The organism is Cupriavidus sp. PB-02 (assembly GCF_058252315.1).
On record NZ_CM177694.1, the window covers coordinates 2,023,032 to 2,043,310 of the forward strand.

Annotated in this window: 20 protein-coding genes and 3 pseudogenes; 8 read left to right on the forward strand and 15 right to left on the reverse strand. The window is 61.4% G+C overall.

Annotated features, from left to right (window positions below):
- Window positions 1-558 precede the first annotated feature (558 nt).
- The gene (locus AC10V3_RS09690) at window positions 559-1,569 is read left to right on the forward strand and encodes an IS5 family transposase (RefSeq protein WP_349605742.1); all 1,011 of its coding nucleotides are present in this window, start codon (window positions 559-561) and stop codon (window positions 1,567-1,569) included.
- A gap of 285 nt (window positions 1,570-1,854) precedes the next feature.
- Here the strand turns inward: AC10V3_RS09690 and AC10V3_RS09695 are convergent.
- The 4 genes and pseudogenes from AC10V3_RS09695 to AC10V3_RS09710 all read right to left on the reverse strand — a co-directional run.
- Window positions 1,855-2,046, reverse strand: a pseudogene (locus AC10V3_RS09695) (FAD-dependent oxidoreductase); the annotation flags it as partial.
- A gap of 105 nt (window positions 2,047-2,151) precedes the next feature.
- Entirely contained in the window at window positions 2,152-3,243 is a 1,092-nt protein-coding gene (locus tag AC10V3_RS09700; protein ID WP_022538160.1) for a porin, read from the reverse strand.
- 110 nt (window positions 3,244-3,353) lie between these two features.
- On the reverse strand, window positions 3,354-4,340 hold the full coding sequence (locus tag AC10V3_RS09705; protein ID WP_041681730.1) for a tripartite tricarboxylate transporter substrate binding protein: 987 nt from the start codon (window positions 4,338-4,340) through the stop codon (window positions 3,354-3,356).
- A gap of 44 nt (window positions 4,341-4,384) precedes the next feature.
- Entirely contained in the window at window positions 4,385-5,308 is a 924-nt protein-coding gene (locus AC10V3_RS09710; protein ID WP_022538162.1) for an alpha/beta fold hydrolase, read from the reverse strand.
- A gap of 225 nt (window positions 5,309-5,533) precedes the next feature.
- Here AC10V3_RS09710 and AC10V3_RS09715 point away from each other — a divergent pair, with 225 nt between their 5' ends.
- Window positions 5,534-8,341, forward strand: a complete 2,808-nt coding sequence (locus AC10V3_RS09715; RefSeq protein ID WP_041681731.1) for an AAA family ATPase — start codon at window positions 5,534-5,536, stop codon at window positions 8,339-8,341.
- Between the two features lie 41 nt (window positions 8,342-8,382).
- Here AC10V3_RS09715 and AC10V3_RS09720 read toward each other — a convergent pair whose 3' ends face one another.
- Entirely contained in the window at window positions 8,383-9,738 is a 1,356-nt protein-coding gene (locus AC10V3_RS09720; protein WP_022538164.1) for an amidohydrolase family protein, read from the reverse strand.
- Window positions 9,739-11,311: 1,573 nt separating this feature from the next.
- Here AC10V3_RS09720 and AC10V3_RS09725 point away from each other — a divergent pair.
- The 3 genes and pseudogenes from AC10V3_RS09725 to AC10V3_RS09735 all read left to right on the forward strand — a co-directional run.
- Window positions 11,312-11,554 carry an antitoxin gene (locus AC10V3_RS09725; protein WP_041681733.1) on the forward strand — a complete coding sequence of 81 codons (243 nt, stop codon included), beginning with the start codon at window positions 11,312-11,314 and terminating at the stop codon, window positions 11,552-11,554.
- Window positions 11,551-11,949 carry a type II toxin-antitoxin system VapC family toxin gene (locus AC10V3_RS09730; protein ID WP_022538166.1) on the forward strand — a complete coding sequence of 133 codons (399 nt, stop codon included), beginning with the start codon at window positions 11,551-11,553 and terminating at the stop codon, window positions 11,947-11,949. The genes AC10V3_RS09725 and AC10V3_RS09730 overlap by 4 nt, the downstream gene beginning before the upstream one ends.
- A gap of 103 nt (window positions 11,950-12,052) precedes the next feature.
- Window positions 12,053-12,130 (forward strand): annotated as a pseudogene (locus tag AC10V3_RS09735) (alkyl sulfatase dimerization domain-containing protein); the annotation flags it as partial.
- Between the two features lie 58 nt (window positions 12,131-12,188).
- On the opposite strand, the pseudogene AC10V3_RS09740 reads toward AC10V3_RS09735, so the two are convergent.
- The 3 genes and pseudogenes from AC10V3_RS09740 to AC10V3_RS09750 all read right to left on the reverse strand — a co-directional run.
- Window positions 12,189-12,299 (reverse strand): annotated as a pseudogene (locus AC10V3_RS09740) (type II toxin-antitoxin system RelE/ParE family toxin); the annotation flags it as partial.
- Window positions 12,300-12,302: 3 nt separating this feature from the next.
- Window positions 12,303-12,566 carry an alkyl sulfatase C-terminal domain-containing protein gene (locus AC10V3_RS09745; protein ID WP_022538167.1) on the reverse strand — a complete coding sequence of 88 codons (264 nt, stop codon included), beginning with the start codon at window positions 12,564-12,566 and terminating at the stop codon, window positions 12,303-12,305.
- An 84-nt stretch (window positions 12,567-12,650) separates the two neighbouring features.
- Window positions 12,651-12,914 (reverse strand): hypothetical protein, encoded by a 264-nt coding sequence (locus tag AC10V3_RS09750; protein ID WP_490923581.1) that lies wholly within the window; start codon window positions 12,912-12,914, stop codon window positions 12,651-12,653.
- 136 nt (window positions 12,915-13,050) lie between these two features.
- Here AC10V3_RS09750 and AC10V3_RS09755 point away from each other — a divergent pair, with 136 nt between their 5' ends.
- Window positions 13,051-13,305, forward strand: a complete 255-nt coding sequence (locus AC10V3_RS09755; protein WP_022538169.1) for a hypothetical protein — start codon at window positions 13,051-13,053, stop codon at window positions 13,303-13,305.
- Window positions 13,306-13,352: 47 nt separating this feature from the next.
- On the opposite strand, the gene AC10V3_RS09760 is transcribed toward AC10V3_RS09755, so the two are convergent.
- The 6 genes from AC10V3_RS09760 to AC10V3_RS09785 form a co-directional block, all read right to left on the reverse strand.
- Window positions 13,353-14,291: a GSU2403 family nucleotidyltransferase fold protein gene (locus AC10V3_RS09760; RefSeq protein ID WP_490923583.1), complete on the reverse strand. Its 939-nt coding sequence runs from the start codon at window positions 14,289-14,291 to the stop codon at window positions 13,353-13,355.
- A gap of 910 nt (window positions 14,292-15,201) precedes the next feature.
- Window positions 15,202-15,738 (reverse strand): lecithin retinol acyltransferase family protein, encoded by a 537-nt coding sequence (locus AC10V3_RS09765; RefSeq protein WP_022535042.1) that lies wholly within the window; start codon window positions 15,736-15,738, stop codon window positions 15,202-15,204.
- A 189-nt stretch (window positions 15,739-15,927) separates the two neighbouring features.
- On the reverse strand, window positions 15,928-16,383 hold the full coding sequence (locus AC10V3_RS09770; RefSeq protein ID WP_022535043.1) for a carboxymuconolactone decarboxylase family protein: 456 nt from the start codon (window positions 16,381-16,383) through the stop codon (window positions 15,928-15,930).
- An 81-nt stretch (window positions 16,384-16,464) separates the two neighbouring features.
- Window positions 16,465-16,767: a hypothetical protein gene (locus tag AC10V3_RS09775; protein ID WP_490923585.1), complete on the reverse strand. Its 303-nt coding sequence runs from the start codon at window positions 16,765-16,767 to the stop codon at window positions 16,465-16,467.
- 444 nt (window positions 16,768-17,211) lie between these two features.
- Complete coding sequence (locus tag AC10V3_RS09780) at window positions 17,212-18,006, reverse strand: type IV pili methyl-accepting chemotaxis transducer N-terminal domain-containing protein (protein ID WP_022535044.1); 795 nt, start codon at window positions 18,004-18,006, stop codon at window positions 17,212-17,214.
- Between the two features lie 13 nt (window positions 18,007-18,019).
- Window positions 18,020-18,700 (reverse strand): type IV pili methyl-accepting chemotaxis transducer N-terminal domain-containing protein, encoded by a 681-nt coding sequence (locus tag AC10V3_RS09785; protein ID WP_490923587.1) that lies wholly within the window; start codon window positions 18,698-18,700, stop codon window positions 18,020-18,022.
- A gap of 457 nt (window positions 18,701-19,157) precedes the next feature.
- Between AC10V3_RS09785 and AC10V3_RS09790 the strand changes: the two genes are divergently transcribed.
- Window positions 19,158-19,409, forward strand: a complete 252-nt coding sequence (locus AC10V3_RS09790; protein WP_022535046.1) for a hypothetical protein — start codon at window positions 19,158-19,160, stop codon at window positions 19,407-19,409.
- Window positions 19,410-19,547: 138 nt separating this feature from the next.
- Here the strand turns inward: AC10V3_RS09790 and AC10V3_RS09795 are convergent, their stop codons facing one another.
- Window positions 19,548-19,859, reverse strand: a complete 312-nt coding sequence (locus AC10V3_RS09795) for an NAD(P)/FAD-dependent oxidoreductase (RefSeq protein WP_022535047.1) — start codon at window positions 19,857-19,859, stop codon at window positions 19,548-19,550.
- 16 nt (window positions 19,860-19,875) lie between these two features.
- Between AC10V3_RS09795 and AC10V3_RS09800 the strand changes: the two genes are divergently transcribed.
- Window positions 19,876-20,172 (forward strand): sigma factor-like helix-turn-helix DNA-binding protein, encoded by a 297-nt coding sequence (locus tag AC10V3_RS09800; protein ID WP_349607261.1) that lies wholly within the window; start codon window positions 19,876-19,878, stop codon window positions 20,170-20,172.
- Window positions 20,173-20,279 lie beyond the last annotated feature (107 nt).

Genomic DNA, 20,279 nt, shown 5'->3' on the forward strand with positions numbered 1-20,279 from the left:
GCTCAGCTGTCTTATAACCGGAATTAGCTGGACTGCCATGACGAGAAGCGCGAATTAGCTGGACTGGGCCGCAGACGCTTTTCGCCCACGCTCCCCCCTCGCCAGCAATGTGGTGGACATAAGTCAATCGTCCGCAGCCAGGCGCGTCCAACGGTCTGGCGCCTCAGGGTCGGCCGCTGTTAGCAACAGCGTCTCTCCGCATTGCCGGCAGCGATACGCGAAGGAGTTTTCGCCACTTGTGGTGCGCAGCGTTGCCGACTTTACCAACTTTGGATGCGGCGGAAAATAGCCGGGCCGGTCTAGTTGCGACAGGCAAAGGGCGCACAGAGACATTTTTTCAGCCAGCACGAATTTCTTGTTTGCTTTAGTTTGGAAAGCAGTCAGCCTCGGGTACACAACCGAGGTAGGCGGAGGCATCGCATAACTGTGGTTCTCTGGTGGCTGAGGCGAGGCTAAATTAGTGAACATCGTTAAGGAAATGCTGATCAATTCACCCACAGGTCATCTGACGGAAAGCATGGCGCGTTGAAGGTGAAGGCGTTGAAAACAAAGACAAGGATGAAACAAACGAGCTTTGCCGATGTTGAGTTCGCGAAGAAGAAGCGCGTGACACGGCGCGAGAAGTTTCTCGGTGAGATGGATCGGATCGTGCCGTGGGCACGGTGGACCGCGTTGATTGAGCCGCTGTATCCGACGAGCGGCCGTGTTGGGCGGCAGCCGATTGGCGTGGAGAGGATGTTGCGGATGTACTGTCTGCAACAGTGGTTCAGTCTCAGTGACGAAGCCGTGGAAGACGCCCTCTACGACAGCCAGGCGTTGCGTCAATTCGTGGGTGTGGATCTGTCGCAAGAGTCGGCGCCGGATGCGACTACGCTGCTCAAGTTTCGCCGGTTGCTCGAGAAGCACGAGTTGACTGCCGCGATGTTCGATGAGGTCAAGGCCGTGCTCAGTGAGCGGGGGCTGCTGATGCGAGAGGGCACGATGGTCGATGCCACGCTGATCGCGGCACCGAGTTCGACCAAGAATAAGGACAAGTCGCGCGATCCGGAAATGCACCAGACGAAGAAGGGAAACGAGTGGCATTTTGGGATGAAGGCGCACGTCGGCGCCGACGCCGACTCGGGACTGGTGCACAGCTTACACACGACGGCGGCTAACGAAAGCGATATCGCTCACACCCATCACCTGCTGCATGGCGAGGAAAGCCAAGTGCATCTTGATGCGGGTTACACAGGTGTGGAGCGCAGGGATGAGATCAAACAAGCCCAAGGGCAAGGGACGATCCGCGCTGACATAAGCTGGCACGTAGCGGCAAAGCGCAGCAAGGTTGAAAAGATGCCGGCAGGTCGGTGGAAGGACCTGACGAAGGCAGTGGAGCGCAAGAAGGCCCAGATTCGGGCGCGGGTGGAACATCCCTTTCACGTGGTGAAGAACTTGTTTGGTCACAAGAAGACCCGCTACAAGGGCTTGGCCAAGAACACCGCACAGATGTTCAGCCTGTTCGGTCTCGCAAATCTGGTGATCGCCAAAAAGCCGTTGCTGGCGTTTCAGGGGAGCAATCCGTCTTGAACAAGCAAATCGAGCCCGAAAGGGCACGAGATGAGGGGCATGCGGCGCGAAATGAGGCTCAGATCTCTCTCTTCTTCCGCATGGTGAAAATCAGGCACCAAACATCCGTCGACCTCCAGCGCCGCTGCTATTGATCAGCAATTCCTTAAACCTCCGCGGCGATTACTGTCGTTTCGACTTGCAAACCTTCCGTAGCTAGTACGGCATCAACGGTAGTGCTGGCCGGGGATGACGCGAGCGGTGCGCCCGCGGCCTGAGAGCTGTGAGACGGTGCGCGTGGGCGCTGTCGCGCTTTGCGGCGCGGTCCAGGAACTCCTCGGGGGAGCCGAGTTCGATGCCGGTTTGCATGCCCTCGCGCGGCTTCTTCTCTTGGGAAGGATGGACGCCCGCACGGACGATGCCCCAGACGTTGCAATCGCAGTCAATCCCGTATTCGTTCAGCTTTCCTTCCACGTTTTCGACGCCTTCATCGTAGAAGCGCCCGATGGGGCCATGGGAATGAGTCTCGACCCGCAGAAGTATCGCGCGGCAGCAGGCCGGCGGTGGCTGTTGCCAGCCGCCACGCTGCCTTGCGAACCTCTCCTAGAAAGTGTGCTTGATGCCGGTCATGATACCGAACTGGTTGGCGCTCGGTTTCGGATTGGAACCGACGGAACCGCCGCTGACTGACATGGCGAGCTGGCCGCCGTTGTCGATGTAGCCTGCAGTGGCGTATACCGAAGTGCGCTTGCTGAAGCTGTACATGCCGCGTATCGCGAACAGCAGAGACTTGTTGTCGCTGCCGCGATACTTCAGGTAGTACATTTGGCCGGCCAGGTTGATCGCCGGGGTGATTTCATGGGACACGCCTGCATAGTACAAGTCACTGATGCGGGTCGGGCTGCCCTCGTTGTCGCGGCGGATCCAACCGGCGCCCAGCTTGGTGCGTTCGAGGATCATGTAGCCGCCCACCGAGAGGCGGTCATCGGTCAGGTTGCTGTTGGTCAGGCCCCCGAACGCGCCGGGCCCGCCGCGCAGCGAGTCGTATGCCGTGTGCACGCCCCACCAGTTGGTGGCGTACTGCACCAGTGCCGACCACTCGCGGCAGGCCTTCTTGTCGGCGGGGCTTTCGCCAGCGCAGTTGGTGCCGGCCGGGCTCGGGCCCACATTGACCGAGTCGCGGCCGAAGCTGTACGTGCCGCCGACAGTCAGACCACCGAAGGTGCCCTTGTATGCCACGGAGTTGTCAGCCCGCGTGTTGGGCAGGTAGTTGTCGAGCGAGCCCGAGCCATACACGTTCGGGCCCAGGATGTCGCTGTCCAGCGTGGCCCAGAACAGCATGGTGTACTGGCGTCCGAACGAAACCTGGCCATACTGATTGCTCACGCCGACCATCGCCTGCCGCCCAAACAGGCGGCCGCCCTGGTTCGAAGTACCAGAGTCCGGCGAAAAGCCCGACTCCAGCCAGAAGATACTCTTCAGGCCGCCGCCCAGGTCTTCTGCTCCGCGCAGGCCCCAGCGCGAGGGGACGGTCGCGGTGTTGTTGGGCATGCGCACGAGGCCATCGCCATTGGCGCCGACATTGCTCACGTACTCGACGCCGGTATCCACCACGCCGTAGAGCGTGACTGACTGGGCCAAGGCCAGCAGGGGGGTGACCGCGAGCAGGCCCGCAGCCATTCGTGCAAGTTTCATCTACTATCTCCTCCTTCGTTCCGTATTCTTTTAATGGTTCTGGCTCGATTGGGCGCGACTGAGGCTTAGTCGGTTGCGAATTCGAACGTGCAGACTCTTCTGGCAGCCGGTCAATCGACGCGGATCGCGAACTGTCCGGCCAGCGCCTTGAAGCGGGCATCGTCCTGTACGATCTGGCGCCCGAGGACCGCGCCGGCTCCCCCAACGGGCACGACACCCAACAGCGCCAGGCGCTCTTTCACATCGTTCATCTTGAGGATGTCATTGACATGCCGATTCAGCGTGTTGGCGATTTCCGGCGGCAGGTTTTTGGGACCTAGCAGGCCGAGCCAGGCGGCGACTTCGACGTCCTTGTAGCCTTGCTCGATCAGCGTCGGAAGCTTGGCCACGACTTCCAGCGTTGAACGCTGACGAGACAGCGTGGCCAGACCTAGCAGCTTGCCGCTTGCGATGTGGCCCGCCGCCGCCCCCGGTGTCGCATAGCCGAAGGTCACATGCCCGCCCAACACGTCGTTCACCATCGGCGCGACTCCCTTGTATGGCGTGTGAACGATCGCGATGCCTGCCGCATGGTTGAACATTTCGCCGCCGAAATGCATCGGCGATCCGTTGCCGGGACTACCATAGGTCATTGCGCGCCCCGCCTTGGCCTGAGCCACCAGATCGGGCACGCTTCGGATGCCGGATTTAGTGGCCGTAATGAGCACCAACGGGATATCGCCGACCATCGCGATAGGCGTGAAGTCTTTGACAGGATCGTACGCTGCGCTTGCAGATACTTTGAGGACGTGTTGCAGCACAGGCAGGGCACTGGGAGAAAACAGCAATGTGTGGCCATCGGCCGCCGCCTTGGCTACGAACGCGTTGCCGATGGCGCCTCCCGCACCCGGACGGTTTTCCACCACGACCGGTTGACCCAGCCGCGCGGTCAACTTCTCGGCGAGGATGCGGGCGACTGCGTCCGTGTCGCCGCCTGCGGGGTAGGCGACGACAAGCGTGACAGGACGCGACGGATACGCTTGGGCAAAACAGCTGGATGCCAGGGCGAACAGCAAGGCGGCGCAGGCCGCCAAGCGAGAAATAATTGGGCTTTTCATGATGAATGGTGTGCAAGTCGACATTGGGTCCAACTGACGAGGTCTTAAAGGCTGCGAGGAGCGATTGCCTGCCGTTCAACTTGACGCAGGAAATCTGCGATTGCGTCGCGAACGAGGTCGGGCTGATCGAGCATTGCAAAGTGACACGAGTCCGCGATCAATCGGACTTCGCAACGCGTCGCGCCGGCCATCATTCTTTCGTAGAACGCCAGCATTTCCTGCTCGGGCAAGTCTTGCTTGTAGGAGTGCACCGCAGCCAGCACGAGCACGGGCATGCGCAGACCCGCCAGTCCGGGGCGCAGACCTTGCGGAAGCGTTTCGAGGACGTATGACTCGGTCGCCGCTGGACAGCTCGACGCGGCAAGCTCGGCGAGTTGTCCGCCTTTCGCAGGCTGAGTTGTGCGCGCGAGGATGAAATTGCGCATGGCCGATCCAAAGGCCACCGCATCTTCGTTGCGGCCCAGTAGCGTGGCAACTTTGTCGGCCATCCCCGCTCGCTGTTGCCGCGGTGCCTCCGCCGCGGTGGCGAAGACCGGAAAGCCATCGACCGCGACAATGCCGCCAAAGCTGTCCGGGTGAGCCATCGCGACGTGGAACGCAGTGAAAGCGCCCGAACTGTGGCCGACCAGGATCGGCCGCAAAAGATTTTCCTCTTGAACCAGGGACTTCAAGTCGTTGCTCACGCGCTCGATCAACGGACCGGCCGGTGCAGCCCTTCCGTCGAAGCCGGGCATGGTCACCGCATACACGCGGTGCGCCGGAGCGAAGCGCGGGGCGATCTCGTCCCAGGCCCAGGCGCCGGCGGCCATACCAGGAATGAAGATCAGCGCTGCGCCGTGCCCGGCGCGATACTCGATTTCGAGGCTACCGACCTGGAAGACGGCGTCCGGCCTGGGACGCAGGGCTTTCCAATCCTGCGCATAGAGCGGAGGCGGAGAGGGGGCGAATGGAGAGTCAAGGGTGTTCATTGTCTATGTGATGAAGTATGAGCTTGTCACGCTAGAATGGACTCGCCATACTGGGGAGCCGGCCGTGCCGGCAGGCGTGACCAATACTAGGAAGCGCCGCGCCGATAGGTGTGACCAATTGGTGACGAAGGCATGCCGGGGCCCCTGTGCGGCGGGCGCTTTGACGACAATGCTTGCACCCCGGGGCCGGCGGCCCGCATAGACTTTATTGGAGCGCGGGCGCGCATGAAGCAATTTGGAAACTACCAACTCGACCCTGACAACCGCTGCGTCTGGCTGCGTGGGAAACGGGTGGCGCTGACGCCCAAGGCGTTCTCGCTGCTCAGTCTGTTTGTGGAACGCAGCGGCCAAGTCATTGGCCACAACGAACTGCTCGATGGTGTGTGGCGGCATCAGGTCGTCCAGCCCGAGGTGCTGAAAAAGTACGTGATGGAGCTGCGGCGCGCCCTGTGCCACGACGGTCCGGGCGCGCCGCAGATCGATAACATCCCGCGTGTGGGCTATCTGTTCACCGCCCCCACCGCGCCACAGGATGCCGTGGATGCGGCCCATGCGGCGGCATCGCTGCTGATCGGCCGCGACGACTCTTTGGCCACGCTACGAGACGCCCTGGCGCGAGCGCGCGTGGGAACGCCGGGTATCGTCCTCGTCTGCGGCGAGGCGGGCGTCGGAAAAAGCGCGCTCCTGCGGGCATTCTTCGAGGAGTCGCGCCGGATGGAGGGCACACTTTGCGCCTGGAGTTGTTGTACTGAGCAAAACGAGAGCGACGCGCTGCTTCCGTTCCTGGACATGGTGCAGCAACTGTGGAGCGACGCTCATTCCGCGCCGCGGGCACCGGTGGCGGCTGCTGACCCGGGCTCCGGAATTCCGCTGAAGCTCACCCTGGCGAGCCGCCTCGGGTACCTCGCGGGGTACCAAACAATCGTCCTGTTTATCGACGACGTACATTGGGCCGACCCTTCTTCGGTGGAACTCCTGGCCCATCTCAGCGCACAGGCGCAACCCAGGAAGTTGCTCGTGGTGTGTGCCTATCGCGCTTCCGAACTCCAGCGTCTGCGGCATCCTTTCCACGAGCTGCAATTGCAGCTGCGCGCGCATGGCCATAGTCTGGATTGCCGGCTCGATGCGCTGGCACCCACCGCGATGCGCACTTATATCAACCTGCTCATGCCGCGCAACAGCTTCGCTCCGGCGTTCTACGACCTGGTCGCGGCCAAGACGGAGGGCAACCCTCTTTTCCTCAACGATCTCATCGCGTATCTGCGCGAGCATCGCCACCTTCGGGAAGTGGACGGCTATTGGTCCCACCCGGCAGACCTGGATGGCTTGCGCGACCTCGTGCCTGCATCGTCCACGAGTATGGTCGATCTCAAGGTGCGGCTGCTGGACGAAGACGATCGGCATCTGCTGCTCGCGGCCAGCCTGCAGGGTAGCCAGTTCGACACATTGGTCGTTGCACGGGCCATGCAGAAGGACGCGGTGATCGTCGAGGAACGCATGGTGTCGCTTGCAAACCTGCATGCCTTGATCGCGCCGGTCGCGGAGGTGGCTTTTCCCGCAGGCAGCGTCTCATTGCGCTTCATGTTTTCGCATGCACTGTACCGGGACGCGCTGCTCCGGCTGCATGGGCCCGCGCGCCGCGCCCTCGTTGCCCGCCATGTCGCCGAAGCAATGGAATGGGCCTACGCCGCGGGTGCCCACGACATGCACTCCCAGATCGCCGCACTGTACCTGCTGGCCCGCGACCATCAGCGCGCTGCCCAGAACTTTTTGTCAGCCGCGCGCGCGAACGCGGCGCTGTTCGCCAACCGGGAGGCGTTCGACCTCGCGCAGCGGGGACTGGAGGCGCTGCGCCATTCACCCGTGACGCAGGGCCTGGAGCCCCTTGAGACCGATCTGCAGCTCCTCGTTGGCGCAACGCAATCGACCCTGGTCGACTGGCCCAACGCCATGGCCGACGCAGCTTACCGGCGCGCAGAGGAGCTTTCACGTGCGTCGCGCGATCGCCGGGCCATGATCGGCTCCCTGTATGGCGCCTGGAACGGCTTGCGCATCCGCGGCGACCTCGTTGGGGCACAGCCGCTGGCGCGCCGACTGCTCGAAGCCGTCACCGAGGAATGCGGCTGGTCGGAGTTGCTCGCACGGCAAAGCAATGCCATGACCGATCTGTTCATGGGGCGGTACCACAGCGCGCTGCGGCATGGGCGCGCTGGCCTCCGTTCGTCGTCGCCGGACCTCGATCGCGAAATCGTAGAGCAGTTCCAACGCTCGGCAGTGGCGTCGCTTTACAGCACGAGCGCCTTGGCCGCTTGGTCGATGGGCTGGACGTGTTATGCGGCCTCGTGGAGCCAGCGGGGGTTGGACGTGTCGCTGGCGCTGCAGCACCCGGCCAGCATCGCAAGCTCCCTGGGATTCTGTGCGTTCCTGAGCGCGCTGCGCGACTTGCCTGCAGAGACCTTGGCGATCAAAGCCAGGTTCGACGACTTGCGCGACGATGAGGCGCTGAGCAATTGGCGCGCCATCTTCCGCTGCCTGGCTGGCTGGTCGCGATATCGCCTGGATGGCGAGTCGCAGGGCATCACGGAAATGACCGCTGGGCTTGACGACCTCGAACGCACGGGCGTCCGGCTTGGCCGAACGTACTTGCAATGCCTGCTGGCGCAGGCCCTCTTGAATGTCCGTTCCACACAGGAGGCCATGGCGCTTGCGCGGCAGGCACTGCAGGCTTCGCACCGCAGCGGTGACGTGCATGGCGCGCCCGAGCTCGCGCGCGTATTGGCGGAAGCCCATGCACAACGGGGCGAATGGCCTGATGCACAGTTGCGTTACCAAGAGGCGATCGATCTGACGAGCCATCAAGGCGCCCTGGTATTTCAGGCTCGAGCCTTGGAATCCGCTGCGCGGTTGCCGCATTCCCTGGACCATGCTGCCGCTTGGCAGACCCGTAGACCCTGCATCGAGCGCCGACTGCGTACCAAGCACCAAAAGGAGTCCACGCATGCGCAACAGCCCCTCGCCCGAACGGCGGGCTGAGCGACGGGCCGCGCCGGCGACCGCCCGCAGAGCGGTGGAGGTCAGCGGGCCGCGGCTTGGCTTCGGCGCCACCAGGCCGCGCCGGCGGATATGACCTGGTGTTTGAGGTCCGCGACGTCGCAGTTCGTCAGCACCCGGTCCCTCAGGACCCACTTGCCATCGATCATCACGCTGTGCACGTCCGCGCGGGAGCCTGAATACACGAGCGAACGTACGACATCGCGGCCCGGATAGTTCCACTCCAGTCCGCCGTTGTCCACAACGACAAGGTCCGCGCGCTTGCCAACTTCCAGGGAGCCGATCTCGTCCTCCCAAAGCATGGCACGCGCCGCTTCGATGGTCGCCATGTCCAGCGCCTTCGATGCACCGATGAGGTCCGGCCGACGGTGTGATTCGCGGTGGCCGGTCGCGCAGACGAACATCTGGCGGAACATGTCCAGCGTTCCGGAGCCAAAGTTGGTGTCGGATCCGATGGCGACGGTGACGCCCTCGTCCATCAGCTGTGGAATCCGCCCAAGTGTCATGATGCCCCACGCTCCCGTCAGCGCGGCAATCGGGCAATGCGCCACCTTGAGGCCGCTGTTCACCACGGTGGGAATCTCGTCGTCGTCCAGGAATCCCATGTGCACAGCGCAGACATTCGGTCCCAACAGTCCAAGATCCCGGTAGCGGTCCAGCGAGCGCTTTCCGAAGAGCGCCAGCGAGGCTTCGCGCTCGAAGGCCGCAGTGGCCGCATGGGTGTGCACGCCGACCTGCTTGACCCGGGCCAAGGCTGCGATTTCGCGGATCAGATCGTCCGAGGCCGTGATCGGCATGCGGATGCCGAACCAGGCGCGCAGCCGCCCTTCGTAGCGCCCGTGCCAGCGCTCGACCACCTGCGTAGCAGCGTCCAGCGCTTGCGACGTGGTTTCCAGCATCATGCTTGCCTTACCTTGAGGGTTCATATCGCGGGTAGACCGGTTCACGATGCCCCGGATGCCGATGTCCCCTGCTGCGCGTGCAATCGCATCGGGCATGTAGCCGCCGGCATCGTTGAAGCAGGTCACGCCACTGCGGATCATCTCTGCGAAGGTGGCCAGCGCGCCAACGTAGGCCTCCTCTTCGGAAATGTGCTGTTCAAACGGATAGAACACGCGGGTGAGAAGGTCCCCGATCTCCAGGTCGTCACCATGGCCGCCCACCAGGTAGTTGTAGGGATGATGGTGGGCGTCGATCAGGCCCGGCATCACAATCTTGCCTTGTGCATCGAACTGCTGTGCCTGGGGATGTTCCCGCGCCAGTTGCCCCGACTCGCCCATTGCGGCGATCTGTCCCCGCTCGACGAGAATGGCGCCATTCTCTAGAACGCGATGCTCGGCGTCTACCGTCACGATGTGTGCATTGATGATGAGAGGCATGAAAGGAAGTTGCGTGGTTAGTTCGCGATGAGCCTAAGTTCATGCGCCATGCGGTGTCGTGACCAAAGCGTGACGGTCCGGTGGCGCATGCCGCAGCCCCATGCTTATGCCGGTTTGATACTAGCCCCGAGCCGGCGCACTGCGAGGATCGCCGTCGGCAATGCGCTCGGCGAATGCGGCACCATGCGCGCCAAATTGGGGCTAACTCCACTCCCGCTCGAGGCCAATGAGTCACCTAGAATGCGCGCATAGCTTCGGATCCTTCGGCCAGCAACCTCCATGGGCTGGACGGGCGAAGATTTGCGCCAGTCTCTCATTCGGGGACAGCGCTACGGCGAAGCAATTTCCACGGGGCAACGGGCTGACGCTGAGCGCATTCGCCTTGGGGCATCGCACTCTGGCTCAAGAAATCCCTGTCGCGCATGTTACGGAAAAAACCTGCAATTATCATTGACAATGTAGGACTCATCGACCTGGCGTGGGTTGCGTCGGTAGGATTTATGCGCCGGAGAGATGCCGTGCTGACCTTCCGTAGGTCACGGCAAAAGTATCTCTGTGTCTCGCTTCGCAATTCGAACAACCTGCCGAGTGGGCGAGAACTATGTCCGTCATCCTGAGCAACTGCCCCCACATCAGCTGCACGGGAATCCAGCTAATTTCGGATTTCCAGTCCAGCGAAAGCGCGCGTAGTCCAGCTTGAGGCGAGTTAAACCAACGGCCCAGAAACACAATTGATAGACCAGCTTAGGGGGCTTTGACGTCCCACACCGGCTAGCGATTGCTGTAGCAGTGGCGCAAACAGGCGGCGAAATCCGGTACGTCTGTACTCCGGAGGCCAAGCGTCTGAAATGAGGTGACCGCTACCAAGGTCGAAATCGACATGACCGACGTAATCGCGCGAGGCAATGAACTGAGAACGGCCGGCTACTGCCATTGCGTTGCCGGCATTGCTGGGCAGTAACACTGCTCCCGGGCGACAGGGCACGATAACGGGGCCTTCTCGAGTGGCGTGCCGACACGGCAGGCCGAAGTTTAAGGGGTGGTCAGTGACTACCCGAGGTAACCTTCTGCCATCGCTGTCGCAATGGGCGCCAGGGAAGACTTCGTCGCGGCCATTCGGACCGTCAAGCGGACAAGGCGTGTGTGGCGTGGCCCAGTAGGGGCGGCTCGGTAGGGAACGTGATCGTTTTTGTGGACATGCTCATTCGCAGCGCAATGCGATCTCACGCAACGTGGGCTCCGCTTTGCTGGGGGCGAAACGGGGCCTGTGTCAAGCCTGCAACTGCGTAGCACCGTCGCACAATATCCTGGCGTAGTGTCGCTGCCAATTCACCTTCCGCTATCCGGTGTGATTTCCAGATGGGCTCGACAACACCCGACGCCTATCCCACAGCGCCACCGCCATGGCGCATCTCTTACGCGAGAGCAGGTCGCAGTGGAGATGGCTTTTGAATCACACGCACTCTTAAAGTGCCAAAGGGTCTACGCAAGGGCATGCGCGCCAGAGCGGTTGAATCGGTGGCTGCAGTCGTATATTATATCTATGTTTTGTAGATACAAAGCGAGGATGGAAATGGAATTCGCCAAAATCTTCCGCCATGGCGGCTCGCAGGCCGTACGGCTGCCCAAGGACTTCCGGTTTGACAGTGCGGAAGTTCGGATCCGTCGGCACGGGGCTGCGGTGATCCTGGAACCTGTCCCGCAAGACTGGGCATGGCTGACGCCGCTGATCGGACCGGTTGATGCCGATTTCGAGTCGGCAGCGGTCACCCAACCTGCTGGACAGGAGCGTCCTGGACTGGATGTGTTCGAATGAAATATCTGCTCGATGCCAACGCAGTGATTGCAATGCTCAAGGGAGAGCCAACCATGCTAGAACGACTGCGTGCGCATCTGCCGTCCGATTTCGGGCTGCCGTCAATCGTTGCCCATGAGCTATTCTATGGTGCCTACAAGAGTCAGCGGGCGGCTGCGAACCTGGCACGCATCGAAGCGTTGCAGTTCGAGGTAGTACCGTTTGATGCCGAGGACGCTCAGCATGCCGGAGAGATTCGCGCGCAGCTGGCGGCCGTGGGTACGCCGATTGGCCCTTATGACGTCTTGATTGCAGGGCAGGCGAGGGCGCGTAACCTGATTCTCGTGACGCATAATATCCGAGAATTCGCCCGCGTCGCGCAACTGACGGTCGAGGATTGGCATACCGGTCACTGACTGTACCTAAATCGCCGCTGCTCGCGTGACTTTTGCACCGGCTGTCGGCCTGGGCAAACTCGGTACGCTGCGCCACAATTCGAGAGCGGTCTATCAACGGTACATGGTTTGGTATGACGCCAATCCATCGGACCTGAACGACCTGCCGCCGGAAATGGCCGCGAAGAAGTATGTGAATTACATGAGTGGCGAGGCAGCGATCCTGCGGCGCGCCAAGGCCGATTGGGACAAGGGCGACCGATCCGCCTTTTTGCGATGCCGTAGTACACGCGATAGCCGGCGCCCACGTCGACACGCAACTCCCAAACGCCATCTCTGCAAAACTTGTGATCGCCAAAGTTGCCCTGCTCGGCTCAAGCAGCGAACGACGGCACGGATTCTGGCATACAGCGGTACCGCCTTCTGCGTCCCATCATCTTTCCCGCAGCCTTCGGGCCGTTCAGGCGCACTGAAAGGTAGTCGAACAGAATTTCAGGCGGCATAGCCTTGATCGTGTGCAGCCTGCCAACGTCGGTACCGCCGGCCTTTGGCCGGCCCCTGCGCAATTCATAATGTTCAGTTGCGCCTTGGCAGATGTCCTCGACTGAGGGCAGGCCCAGAGGCGCGTATTTGAACATTAACGCCCGATCTCCGAAAACGCTAGGAACTTCGTTGTAGGCAGGGGTACATGACCCAGGGCTGGTGTGGGGCCGGCCCGCCCCTCAGTCAACTGTCGGCGAGCGGTCGGCGGGAATGGGGACAAAGTCGAAATGGGCGGCTGCATACAGTGCATTGCACGCCCAGACTTCTTCGCCGTCCTTGTAGAAGGTGACCCACTTGCCGTCGCTGATGCAATGGGCGCCGGGAAACACCTCATCATGGCCGTTGCCACCGTCCAGCGGGAAGGGGGCGTGGGGCACGGCCCAGTATTGGCCGTTCGGTAAGGCTTCGATCGATTTCCGGGACATTCTTTTCAGCACCGCCATGCGGTTTCATGTAACGCACGACCTCGCCGCCGCGGCGAAACGGACTGTGTCAATCCTCCAAAGGCGTTACACCGTGGCGAGACGGCCTCGTGTAGGCTCAATGCCAATCCCCTCATGTTTGTACAGTAATTTCGCCATGGCGCAGTACCTCTCCATTGCCGTTCGAGCGTTCGGCGTCGGCGCCATCATTGTGATCATCGCCGTTGTCTCGCGGCAGGTCTATCTGCAGGCCGCCGCAGATGATGCCTTTGCCGGCGCTGACCAGAAACCCGCAGCTACGATGATGATGCGGTGTGAGGCGATGCACAGCCGCCTGCAAAATCGGCATATTGCCGAAGACGCGGCGAATGCTGACGAGGTGCTGCCGCGTGCGCGGTGTCTGGAGTCCTGAATTTCCGAATTCGTGGCGAGGGCCCATCGAGCAGACGGGCCGCTTCGCTAAACTCCGAGCTGGAAGCGATTGGCGAGTTCTTCGACGATCGATGCCTGTAGTCTGTCGCGGGAAACCTTGAGTGGATCGCGATCGGCGGTCGATGCCATCCAACGCCTGAAGTCGACAAACGCGGTTGGACTGATAGTTGTCATCCGAGCCATCCGTCCGGTCACGGAAACGATGGGCGCCGAGAATGGAGGCGACCCCAGCAGGACATTTGCGCGTCGCGCCTGGACTGTCCAGAGGTCGTCTTCATCGTCGGTCAATTGAAGCGGGTGGGGGTCAAGATCTGCGGCCGCACGGCGCAGGATGTCCACCTCAAAACCCTTTGCGTTCACTGCCGTAAAGAGTTGGTCATCCCGAATCTCGAATGTGCTATCTACCTTGCGTAGAACATCCAGCATCGAGAGGTCCAGATTCTTCATTCGGGAGGCAAACAGGAGGCGTTTCCGCGTATCCCAAAGGAGATCGACGTCGCGAGTTGCGAGCGCGCGTTCTTGCAAGCGAACTCCGGCCGCGGCTTCATATGCGAATAAGGCATGTGTCCCAATGACGATGAAGTGTTCGGCGATATTGAGCCGAGTCATCACGTGAAGGATGGCCACGAGGATGTCTGGCGCCCGGCCGACGCGCACCGCGCGATTCAGGCGCCGATGTCGGTCAAGCTCGTCAGTGAGTGTCTTAAGCCTGGTTTCGGCGGCTTCTTTACGCGTGATGAACCGCGAGTACAGGTCCTCGGTCTTTTCGGAGCGCGCCCCAAGACTTTTCTGTTTGTTGTCGACGCCGGTCCTAATGAGGTACTCGCGGCCCTTTGTGGTTCGCCAGAGCATGCCACCGCGGACTTCTGCGGCCTTGGCACGCGTAGATTCCCACGCTTCGAACACCGCTTTAGCGTCGATATACTGGCGCAGCGCGTCCTCGTCCAACTCGATCCACGGATCCATGTCGTTTCAGTATAAAATAGCCATATGCATATTTTATACTGAAACATCTTGGATGTGGTTCAGGCGGCGCCTGCATTAGTCCGCTCGCGCGCTTGCAACGCCCATGGCGGAAGGAGCACGCAGAGGTAGCGCCAAATCTGCGGGCATTCTAAGTAGGCTCAAGCGGACTCCTGGCACCCTCAACAAAGGCTTGCGAATCGCCAGTGCAGTCGTCCGGATCGGAGTTATCGTTCTTCGGCAGGTCGGCCAACCAGCTCCCCAAGGTCCTGAGCTGTCGCTACCAGTCTTCCTTCGACCGGTCTATTGTGCCGAGCCGTGGCTGATACCCAGCTCACCCTACCCGCCGGCACTCGCATTTTGTGCTATATACGACACATTACAGAATCTCGGTGGCGAAGCCGTTGCTGCACCAAGCGCCGCTCTGACGAGCGCCAGATAGCGTTTCCCTCCGGAACCACTTCGACTTCTTTAGACATTATTGCCGGATATGTCGCGCAACCGGACCGCCGGCCCCGCCCACCTCTGCTGCCAGCGACGCGCTTCACCGGCCAGGATGAGGCCGAGCAGCGTGGTGCCGCAGCCGGTAAGGGTGGCGCTGCCCGGTCGTCTCTTGCCGACCCTTCTGAGTCGTTCGCGCACGGCTCAGCGTGCGACCGCAACCTGGGCCAAAGCAGTCGCTCGCAGCGCCCCACTTGCCCCGCAGTTCAGGCAAGGGGTGCCTTCTTGCTGCGCCTGCGCTAGCGACTGGCGAGTAGGCATGCATCGGAGATATGTGTGACCTCGACGGGGTGATCGAATTGAGGGCCGCCAGGCATCCGGGTTTAGTGATGACGGCGCGAAGCCCGAGATCGTGATGCACCATCCCCTTGGCCGAGGGCACATGTGCGCACCACCTGCTCCACGAGCTCAACTACATCGGAGCGCAGCGCAACCGTCCCGCCTCCGGACTTTCGCCGCCAAACGCTGCAGCGGTATTCCACCAATCTGGAAGCATGCAGGCGATCAGGCGTAGTCCGCTTAGCGGATGAACCATGCAATGCTGCACTTGTTCGCTGCGGCTCTCGCCGTACAGGCACCACATGCAGAAGTGTTCGCAGTTGTTGGTGAACAGGCAATATCGGTCCTCGCCCAGGCGGGAGCGGGCGCGCCGGACAGCGTCGGTCGCGCTGTACCGCGCCATTGGCGAAGGCAGCACGATGATGCCCTGATCGTCGGCGAATGCTTCCAATGTCAGCGCTTCGACCGGTCCTCGTTGCTGCCGATGCCAGTAGCCCGCGTAGTGAACCACCATGCCGTCACCGACATAGATGCCGTGATGAGCGTAGCATTTGCGCGGAGAGATGAGATGCGCACCGAGCGGTGGCTCTGGATCTGGCGCTCGGAATGCGCAGGTTGCCACGTCGGCCGCTGGCTGGACCAGCTTTGCAATTTCACCCGTGGAAGTCATTTCAATCTCTCTGATTCTGGCTGGAGTCTGCGACGTCCGCTAACGGCATAGGGCATGCCAAGGACACTGATTGCGAACCTCGAGGCTCCCGAGTTGCACGGAAGAGATGGAATGCGACTGCTTCCTTCTCCAACCAGGCGGCAGCGAAATGCAGGGGCCAGGAAGCTGGCCTCTGTTCACAATGGCTGGTTAGGCCTTGCCCAAGTCTTCGACCAGCGGGGAGCGGCGGAAGCTGATTGCGAGGCGATTGAGTGCATTCATCAGGCTGATCGCCATCGTCAGGTCAGCGAGTTCCTTTTCGCTGAAGACTGCTGCGGCCGCGCGGAAGGCGTCATCAGGGACATAAGTTTTAGAGACGCGCGTCACAGATTCAGCCCATGCAAGCGCTGCCTTTTCGCGGTCACTGAAGAGAGCGCCTGCTTCCTGCCAGACTCGCACGAGCGCGAGCTTTCCGATCGACACGCCTTTCTTCACCAGGTCGCGCGTGTGCATGTCCAGGCAGTACTTGCAGCCATTGATCTGGCTTACGCGCAGATAGACCAGCTCCACGAGAACATCATCAAGTCCGGACTGCAGGATGTATCCGTAGACACTGCCGAACGCCTTTACGCCGCCCGGAGACACTTTTGTATAGTCCAGCCTCATTTCGAACTCCTTTCGCAAGTCGTCAGTTCCTTGTCGTCGCTATCCACGACAAACACGGCCAGCAGTTTGGCGGGCACCTGCTTACGCGAGCCAAGGCAGCGATTTGCTCGGCGCCCCCGAAGCCTTGCTTGCCTCATTCGCAGTGCCCGTGTCACTGGTGTAACCCGGCAGAGCAGACACTCCCCTCATGTCTTGACCTGCGAGCAGTTTGTCCTTCGTGCTGTTGATGTGGCTCAGTGGCGCCGATCTACCTTTCAGGTCGTGGCCGGCCGTCAGCGGACGACTTGTTACCCACGCCGATTCGGTCGCTGACGCCCACGCGGTAACGCCAGCGGACAGGATCGCAGTGGCGCAAAGTGCGCTAATCAATCGGATCTGATTCATGATGAACTTCCTTCGTTTATAACTACGATCCACACAGTCGTAGTAACGATAGTAGATCTTGCATCGAAGTGCAAGTCATGAGCGCAGGTCGGCGGGTGGCAGGCGACAGGAGAAACCTTGCGTGTGAAATCTACGACTCATAAAATCGCAGTTTTGCACGCGTATGAAAAGGTCGCGCGCCCGGTCTGCTACCGCAACGCCGAGGGGCTCAAGATCCGTCCTTATGCTCTGCAGCACATGATTGCGAATCCCGGCCGACTCTCGAGTGGAGCCGGAGGGGTGCGCGAGCAGGTGGCTATCGCGCTGCAGTGAACGGAGGCCGTCCTAGCCTCACTCAAGAAGGCACAACGCGAGACATCCACAGGCAGGCGGAGTGCGCGCGGTAGTCCGCACTGGTCGTGTCTCCTGCATGCGAGCGGCCTGAAAGTCCGTGACAGCAGCAGGCTACTTGAGCGTGAGCTCGTACATGCCAGTGACGTCGTCCATCACCTGAAGAATTCGCTCGCTGGTCGTGGCAATGTTTCTCAACTGCTCCGCTCGACTGACGCCAGTTTGACTGAGCGCCTCTTTAAAGAACAGCCACTGAGAACCGGCAAGCTGCAGTTCGCCTCGGATTGCTGCAGTGTTTTGTGGTGCCGAGGTCAGCAGTTCCTGCGCGGCGCCGAATTCGGTGGTAGCCGTGTCCAGCTCCTGTGTCATCTGGGGGGAGGTGATACCCCAGGCGCGTAACATGCTGATCTTGGCGATTCTCTGCGAGAGCATTCGCTGGCGGCCGGCAACGTTGATCAGCTTTGCCGTAGTGGTGCCGGAGAATCTCTCCAGCTGTACGGTACCCTGTTGTGCAAGCTTCAGTACCTCCTCGCTCATCCTGGCGATTGTCTTCCCGTTCTCGAGATTCGGTTCGCTGCTGGACAGCAACTGCTTATAGGAAATCCACGCCTGCTCGAGTCTCGCGTAGGTGTCCTTGATCTCCGACGTAGGCGCGTACGCCTGCAGATCCTTGAGTTGCTTGTCGAAGAGCGCGACTGACTGCTCCAGGATCCGCCTGGCTCGTTCGACTTCAACACCGAGGCCAGCCTGGCAATAGGCCTTGGCCATGCGCTGGGACAGCATGCGCTGGCGGCCCGCTTTGTTGATGGCCGAGTTAATGGTCAGTGTTTCGGCCGATGCGGTTCCGGCCAAGGCAAGCGCCAGGACGCTGCAGACGAGCAGGCAAGCGACACTGAGGTAACGTTTCAAGGCAGTCTCCGCATCAGTGTCCGACGGAATTCTTCTGCGCGCCGTTCGAGCCAACGACGTGGCGGATCAACTGATCCATTTCCTTGATGATGCCCGCCAGCACTTCCGTGATCACCGAGAACTCCTTGCCGTACTGCCCGGCCCGCGCCGCCGAGACGCGCCCATTCATTGCGACGATGTTCGCCTGCATCGAAATACTGCTGAGGCGCTCGACGAGGTCGGTCTGGCGCTTGCGAACCGTGACTTCGCAACGGTGCATTTCCTCCTGATAGGCCTGCGTAACGGTCTGCAGCAGTTCAAGCATTGGTGTGGCCTGCGTGACCAGCGCATCGAGCGCTGAGGCACGCAGGCTGGTGTCGGCTGTCGGTGCGTCTATTGCTGTCCTGACCTGGCCAATGAATTCGCGGATACGTGCATCGGCCCGTGCATTGCCAAAGTACAACTGCTGCAGGGGACCGGAGAATACGCCGGGCAACCGCTCATTGCCCTTCACGAGATCCGAATGCGCCGACTCGAACATCGCCAGGCACCTCCGGACGATATCGAGCGCCGCAGGATCGCCGCGCGAAGCGAGCAGCATATGAAGGACGATCCGTTGCGACAGCATGCGCTGCCTTCCGGACAAGTTGATCAACGTACCGGTGGTCTCGGCCGACACTTCGGCCTGGGGTAGCGGGGTAGAGGAAGCGTTCATGCCATGCCTTGCAGGGGAGTGTTGACGCAGACGCGCGCCGCGCTGACTGGAAAATCAAGCGCCCGATGCCAGAGCAGACCGGTTCCCGGCAGGCGGTCATTTCCCTTCGCGGCGCCGTTGCACCGTACGCCTTCTTCGGAACGTGTCATCGCGACGTGTCAATTTGTTTCAAGGCCGTTGGCCTGTGTGCCCCAAACGCAATATGTGTGCCATACCTCACGCAAGTCGCGGAGGGGCTGAGACGCAGGGAGCAAAGGGCCCAGCGCACTAGTCTGGTGCCTGATGGTGCATAACGATGCGTGCGCTGGGAGAAGTTCTGCAAGGGCGGCGAGGCGACTTCGCTAGAATAGGCACTTCGATCGTGTTTCCACACGAGTGTCTGGATTGCGGCGGGTCAGAGGATCGCAGCGATGCCCTGGCGATCGGCTGTTGTCCCGTGCCCTCATATGAAGTTGAAATGACAAAGACGAAAATCTCGATCATGGCATTCGTGCTTGCCGCCGTCAGTTCGTTGGCGCATGCGAGCCTGGCCACGGATGCTCGGGCGTTCAAGAATGGCGTCAAGACAGCAGGAAAGCAGACCGGGCATGCTGTGCGCGATGCCGCGCACGCGGTGGGCCGTGGTGCGAAGGGTGCCGGCCACACCGTGGCTGGCGCAACAAGGAACGGCTATCACGCGACGAAAAGGGCGGTGACAGGGCACGAATAGAGGTCGCGACCCGCTAACGAGCCTTGGGCCGGATACGCAACGGCATCACACCGCCGCGCTGTCAGCTCGGGCGCGCCATTTCCTGGGTCACCTCGGATTTTTTCCGCACGCCACGCAGCATCTCGCCTACGATGCCTGTTACGCCCGAACCCGCGAGAGCCTGAACGCGTGGTGCCCGACCGTGGGCGCGATGCCCTGCACCAGCTGGGCCAGCAACTCGCCGGCGGCGGGGCCAGTGCCAAATCCGTGGCCGCTGAACCCCATGCCAATGAAGAAGCCGGGAAGGGAGTCCACTGCCGAGATGACTGGCAGGGCGTCGGGGGTGACATCCATCATGCCGCCCCAGGCCTGGACCACCTGGGCGCCTCCGAAGACGGGGAACGCCCGCTGCAGTTGACGGAGCGCGGCGAATACGGAGTTGGTGTTGGGTCCGGGGTCGCCTGAAGCCACGGCCGAACGCGGTCAGGTGCGCGAGCTCTTGCAGGCTGCGGTCGAAATGTTGCCGGCAATCGACCGCTGCGTTTTCATGCTTCGGGCCGTCGAAGACATGAGCGTGGAGGAAACGGCTTATTGCCTTGGCGTAAGCGGTGACGTGGTCAAGACGCGCTTCCTCCGGGCCCGCACAATGCTGCGCGAATCCCTGGCTGAAGAGGTAAATCCCTATCTGCAAAGCACGTTCAGTGTTGCGGGCCCACGCTGCGACGCGGTGGTCAATCACGTGCTCGCCGCCCTTCGCGTGCGCGGGCTCTTCCGTCCGCATTGACGACCATTCGCCGCGAGAAGTTTCACGGGACCGGCACCGGGCGGAACAGTTTCGACCATCGGAAAAAGCGCGCAGTCGGCCGATGCCGCCGAAAGTGTAGAAGGTGC

Bases quoted from the DNA above. Each gene is read 5' to 3' on its own strand.
- AC10V3_RS09690 (WP_349605742.1), top strand. From the start codon at position 559: ATGAAACAAACGAGCTTTGCCGATGTTGAGTTCGCGAAGAAGAAGCGC.
- AC10V3_RS09785 (WP_490923587.1), bottom strand. From the start codon at position 18,700: ATGAACGCTTCCTCTACCCCGCTACCCCAGGCCGAAGTGTCGGCCGAG.
- AC10V3_RS09725 (WP_041681733.1), top strand. From the start codon at position 11,312: ATGGAATTCGCCAAAATCTTCCGCCATGGCGGCTCGCAGGCCGTACGG.
- AC10V3_RS09700 (WP_022538160.1), bottom strand. From the start codon at position 3,243: ATGAAACTTGCACGAATGGCTGCGGGCCTGCTCGCGGTCACCCCCCTG.
- AC10V3_RS09745 (WP_022538167.1), bottom strand. From the start codon at position 12,566: ATGTTCAAATACGCGCCTCTGGGCCTGCCCTCAGTCGAGGACATCTGC.
- AC10V3_RS09710 (WP_022538162.1), bottom strand. From the start codon at position 5,308: ATGAACACCCTTGACTCTCCATTCGCCCCCTCTCCGCCTCCGCTCTAT.
- AC10V3_RS09730 (WP_022538166.1), top strand. From the start codon at position 11,551: ATGAAATATCTGCTCGATGCCAACGCAGTGATTGCAATGCTCAAGGGA.
- AC10V3_RS09755 (WP_022538169.1), top strand. From the start codon at position 13,051: ATGGCGCAGTACCTCTCCATTGCCGTTCGAGCGTTCGGCGTCGGCGCC.
- AC10V3_RS09705 (WP_041681730.1), bottom strand. From the start codon at position 4,340: ATGAAAAGCCCAATTATTTCTCGCTTGGCGGCCTGCGCCGCCTTGCTG.
- AC10V3_RS09750 (WP_490923581.1), bottom strand. From the start codon at position 12,914: ATGGCGGTGCTGAAAAGAATGTCCCGGAAATCGATCGAAGCCTTACCG.
- AC10V3_RS09790 (WP_022535046.1), top strand. From the start codon at position 19,158: ATGACAAAGACGAAAATCTCGATCATGGCATTCGTGCTTGCCGCCGTC.
- AC10V3_RS09715 (WP_041681731.1), top strand. From the start codon at position 5,534: ATGAAGCAATTTGGAAACTACCAACTCGACCCTGACAACCGCTGCGTC.
- AC10V3_RS09775 (WP_490923585.1), bottom strand. From the start codon at position 16,767: ATGAATCAGATCCGATTGATTAGCGCACTTTGCGCCACTGCGATCCTG.
- AC10V3_RS09720 (WP_022538164.1), bottom strand. From the start codon at position 9,738: ATGCCTCTCATCATCAATGCACACATCGTGACGGTAGACGCCGAGCAT.
- AC10V3_RS09770 (WP_022535043.1), bottom strand. From the start codon at position 16,383: ATGAGGCTGGACTATACAAAAGTGTCTCCGGGCGGCGTAAAGGCGTTC.
- AC10V3_RS09760 (WP_490923583.1), bottom strand. From the start codon at position 14,291: ATGGATCCGTGGATCGAGTTGGACGAGGACGCGCTGCGCCAGTATATC.
- AC10V3_RS09765 (WP_022535042.1), bottom strand. From the start codon at position 15,738: ATGACTTCCACGGGTGAAATTGCAAAGCTGGTCCAGCCAGCGGCCGAC.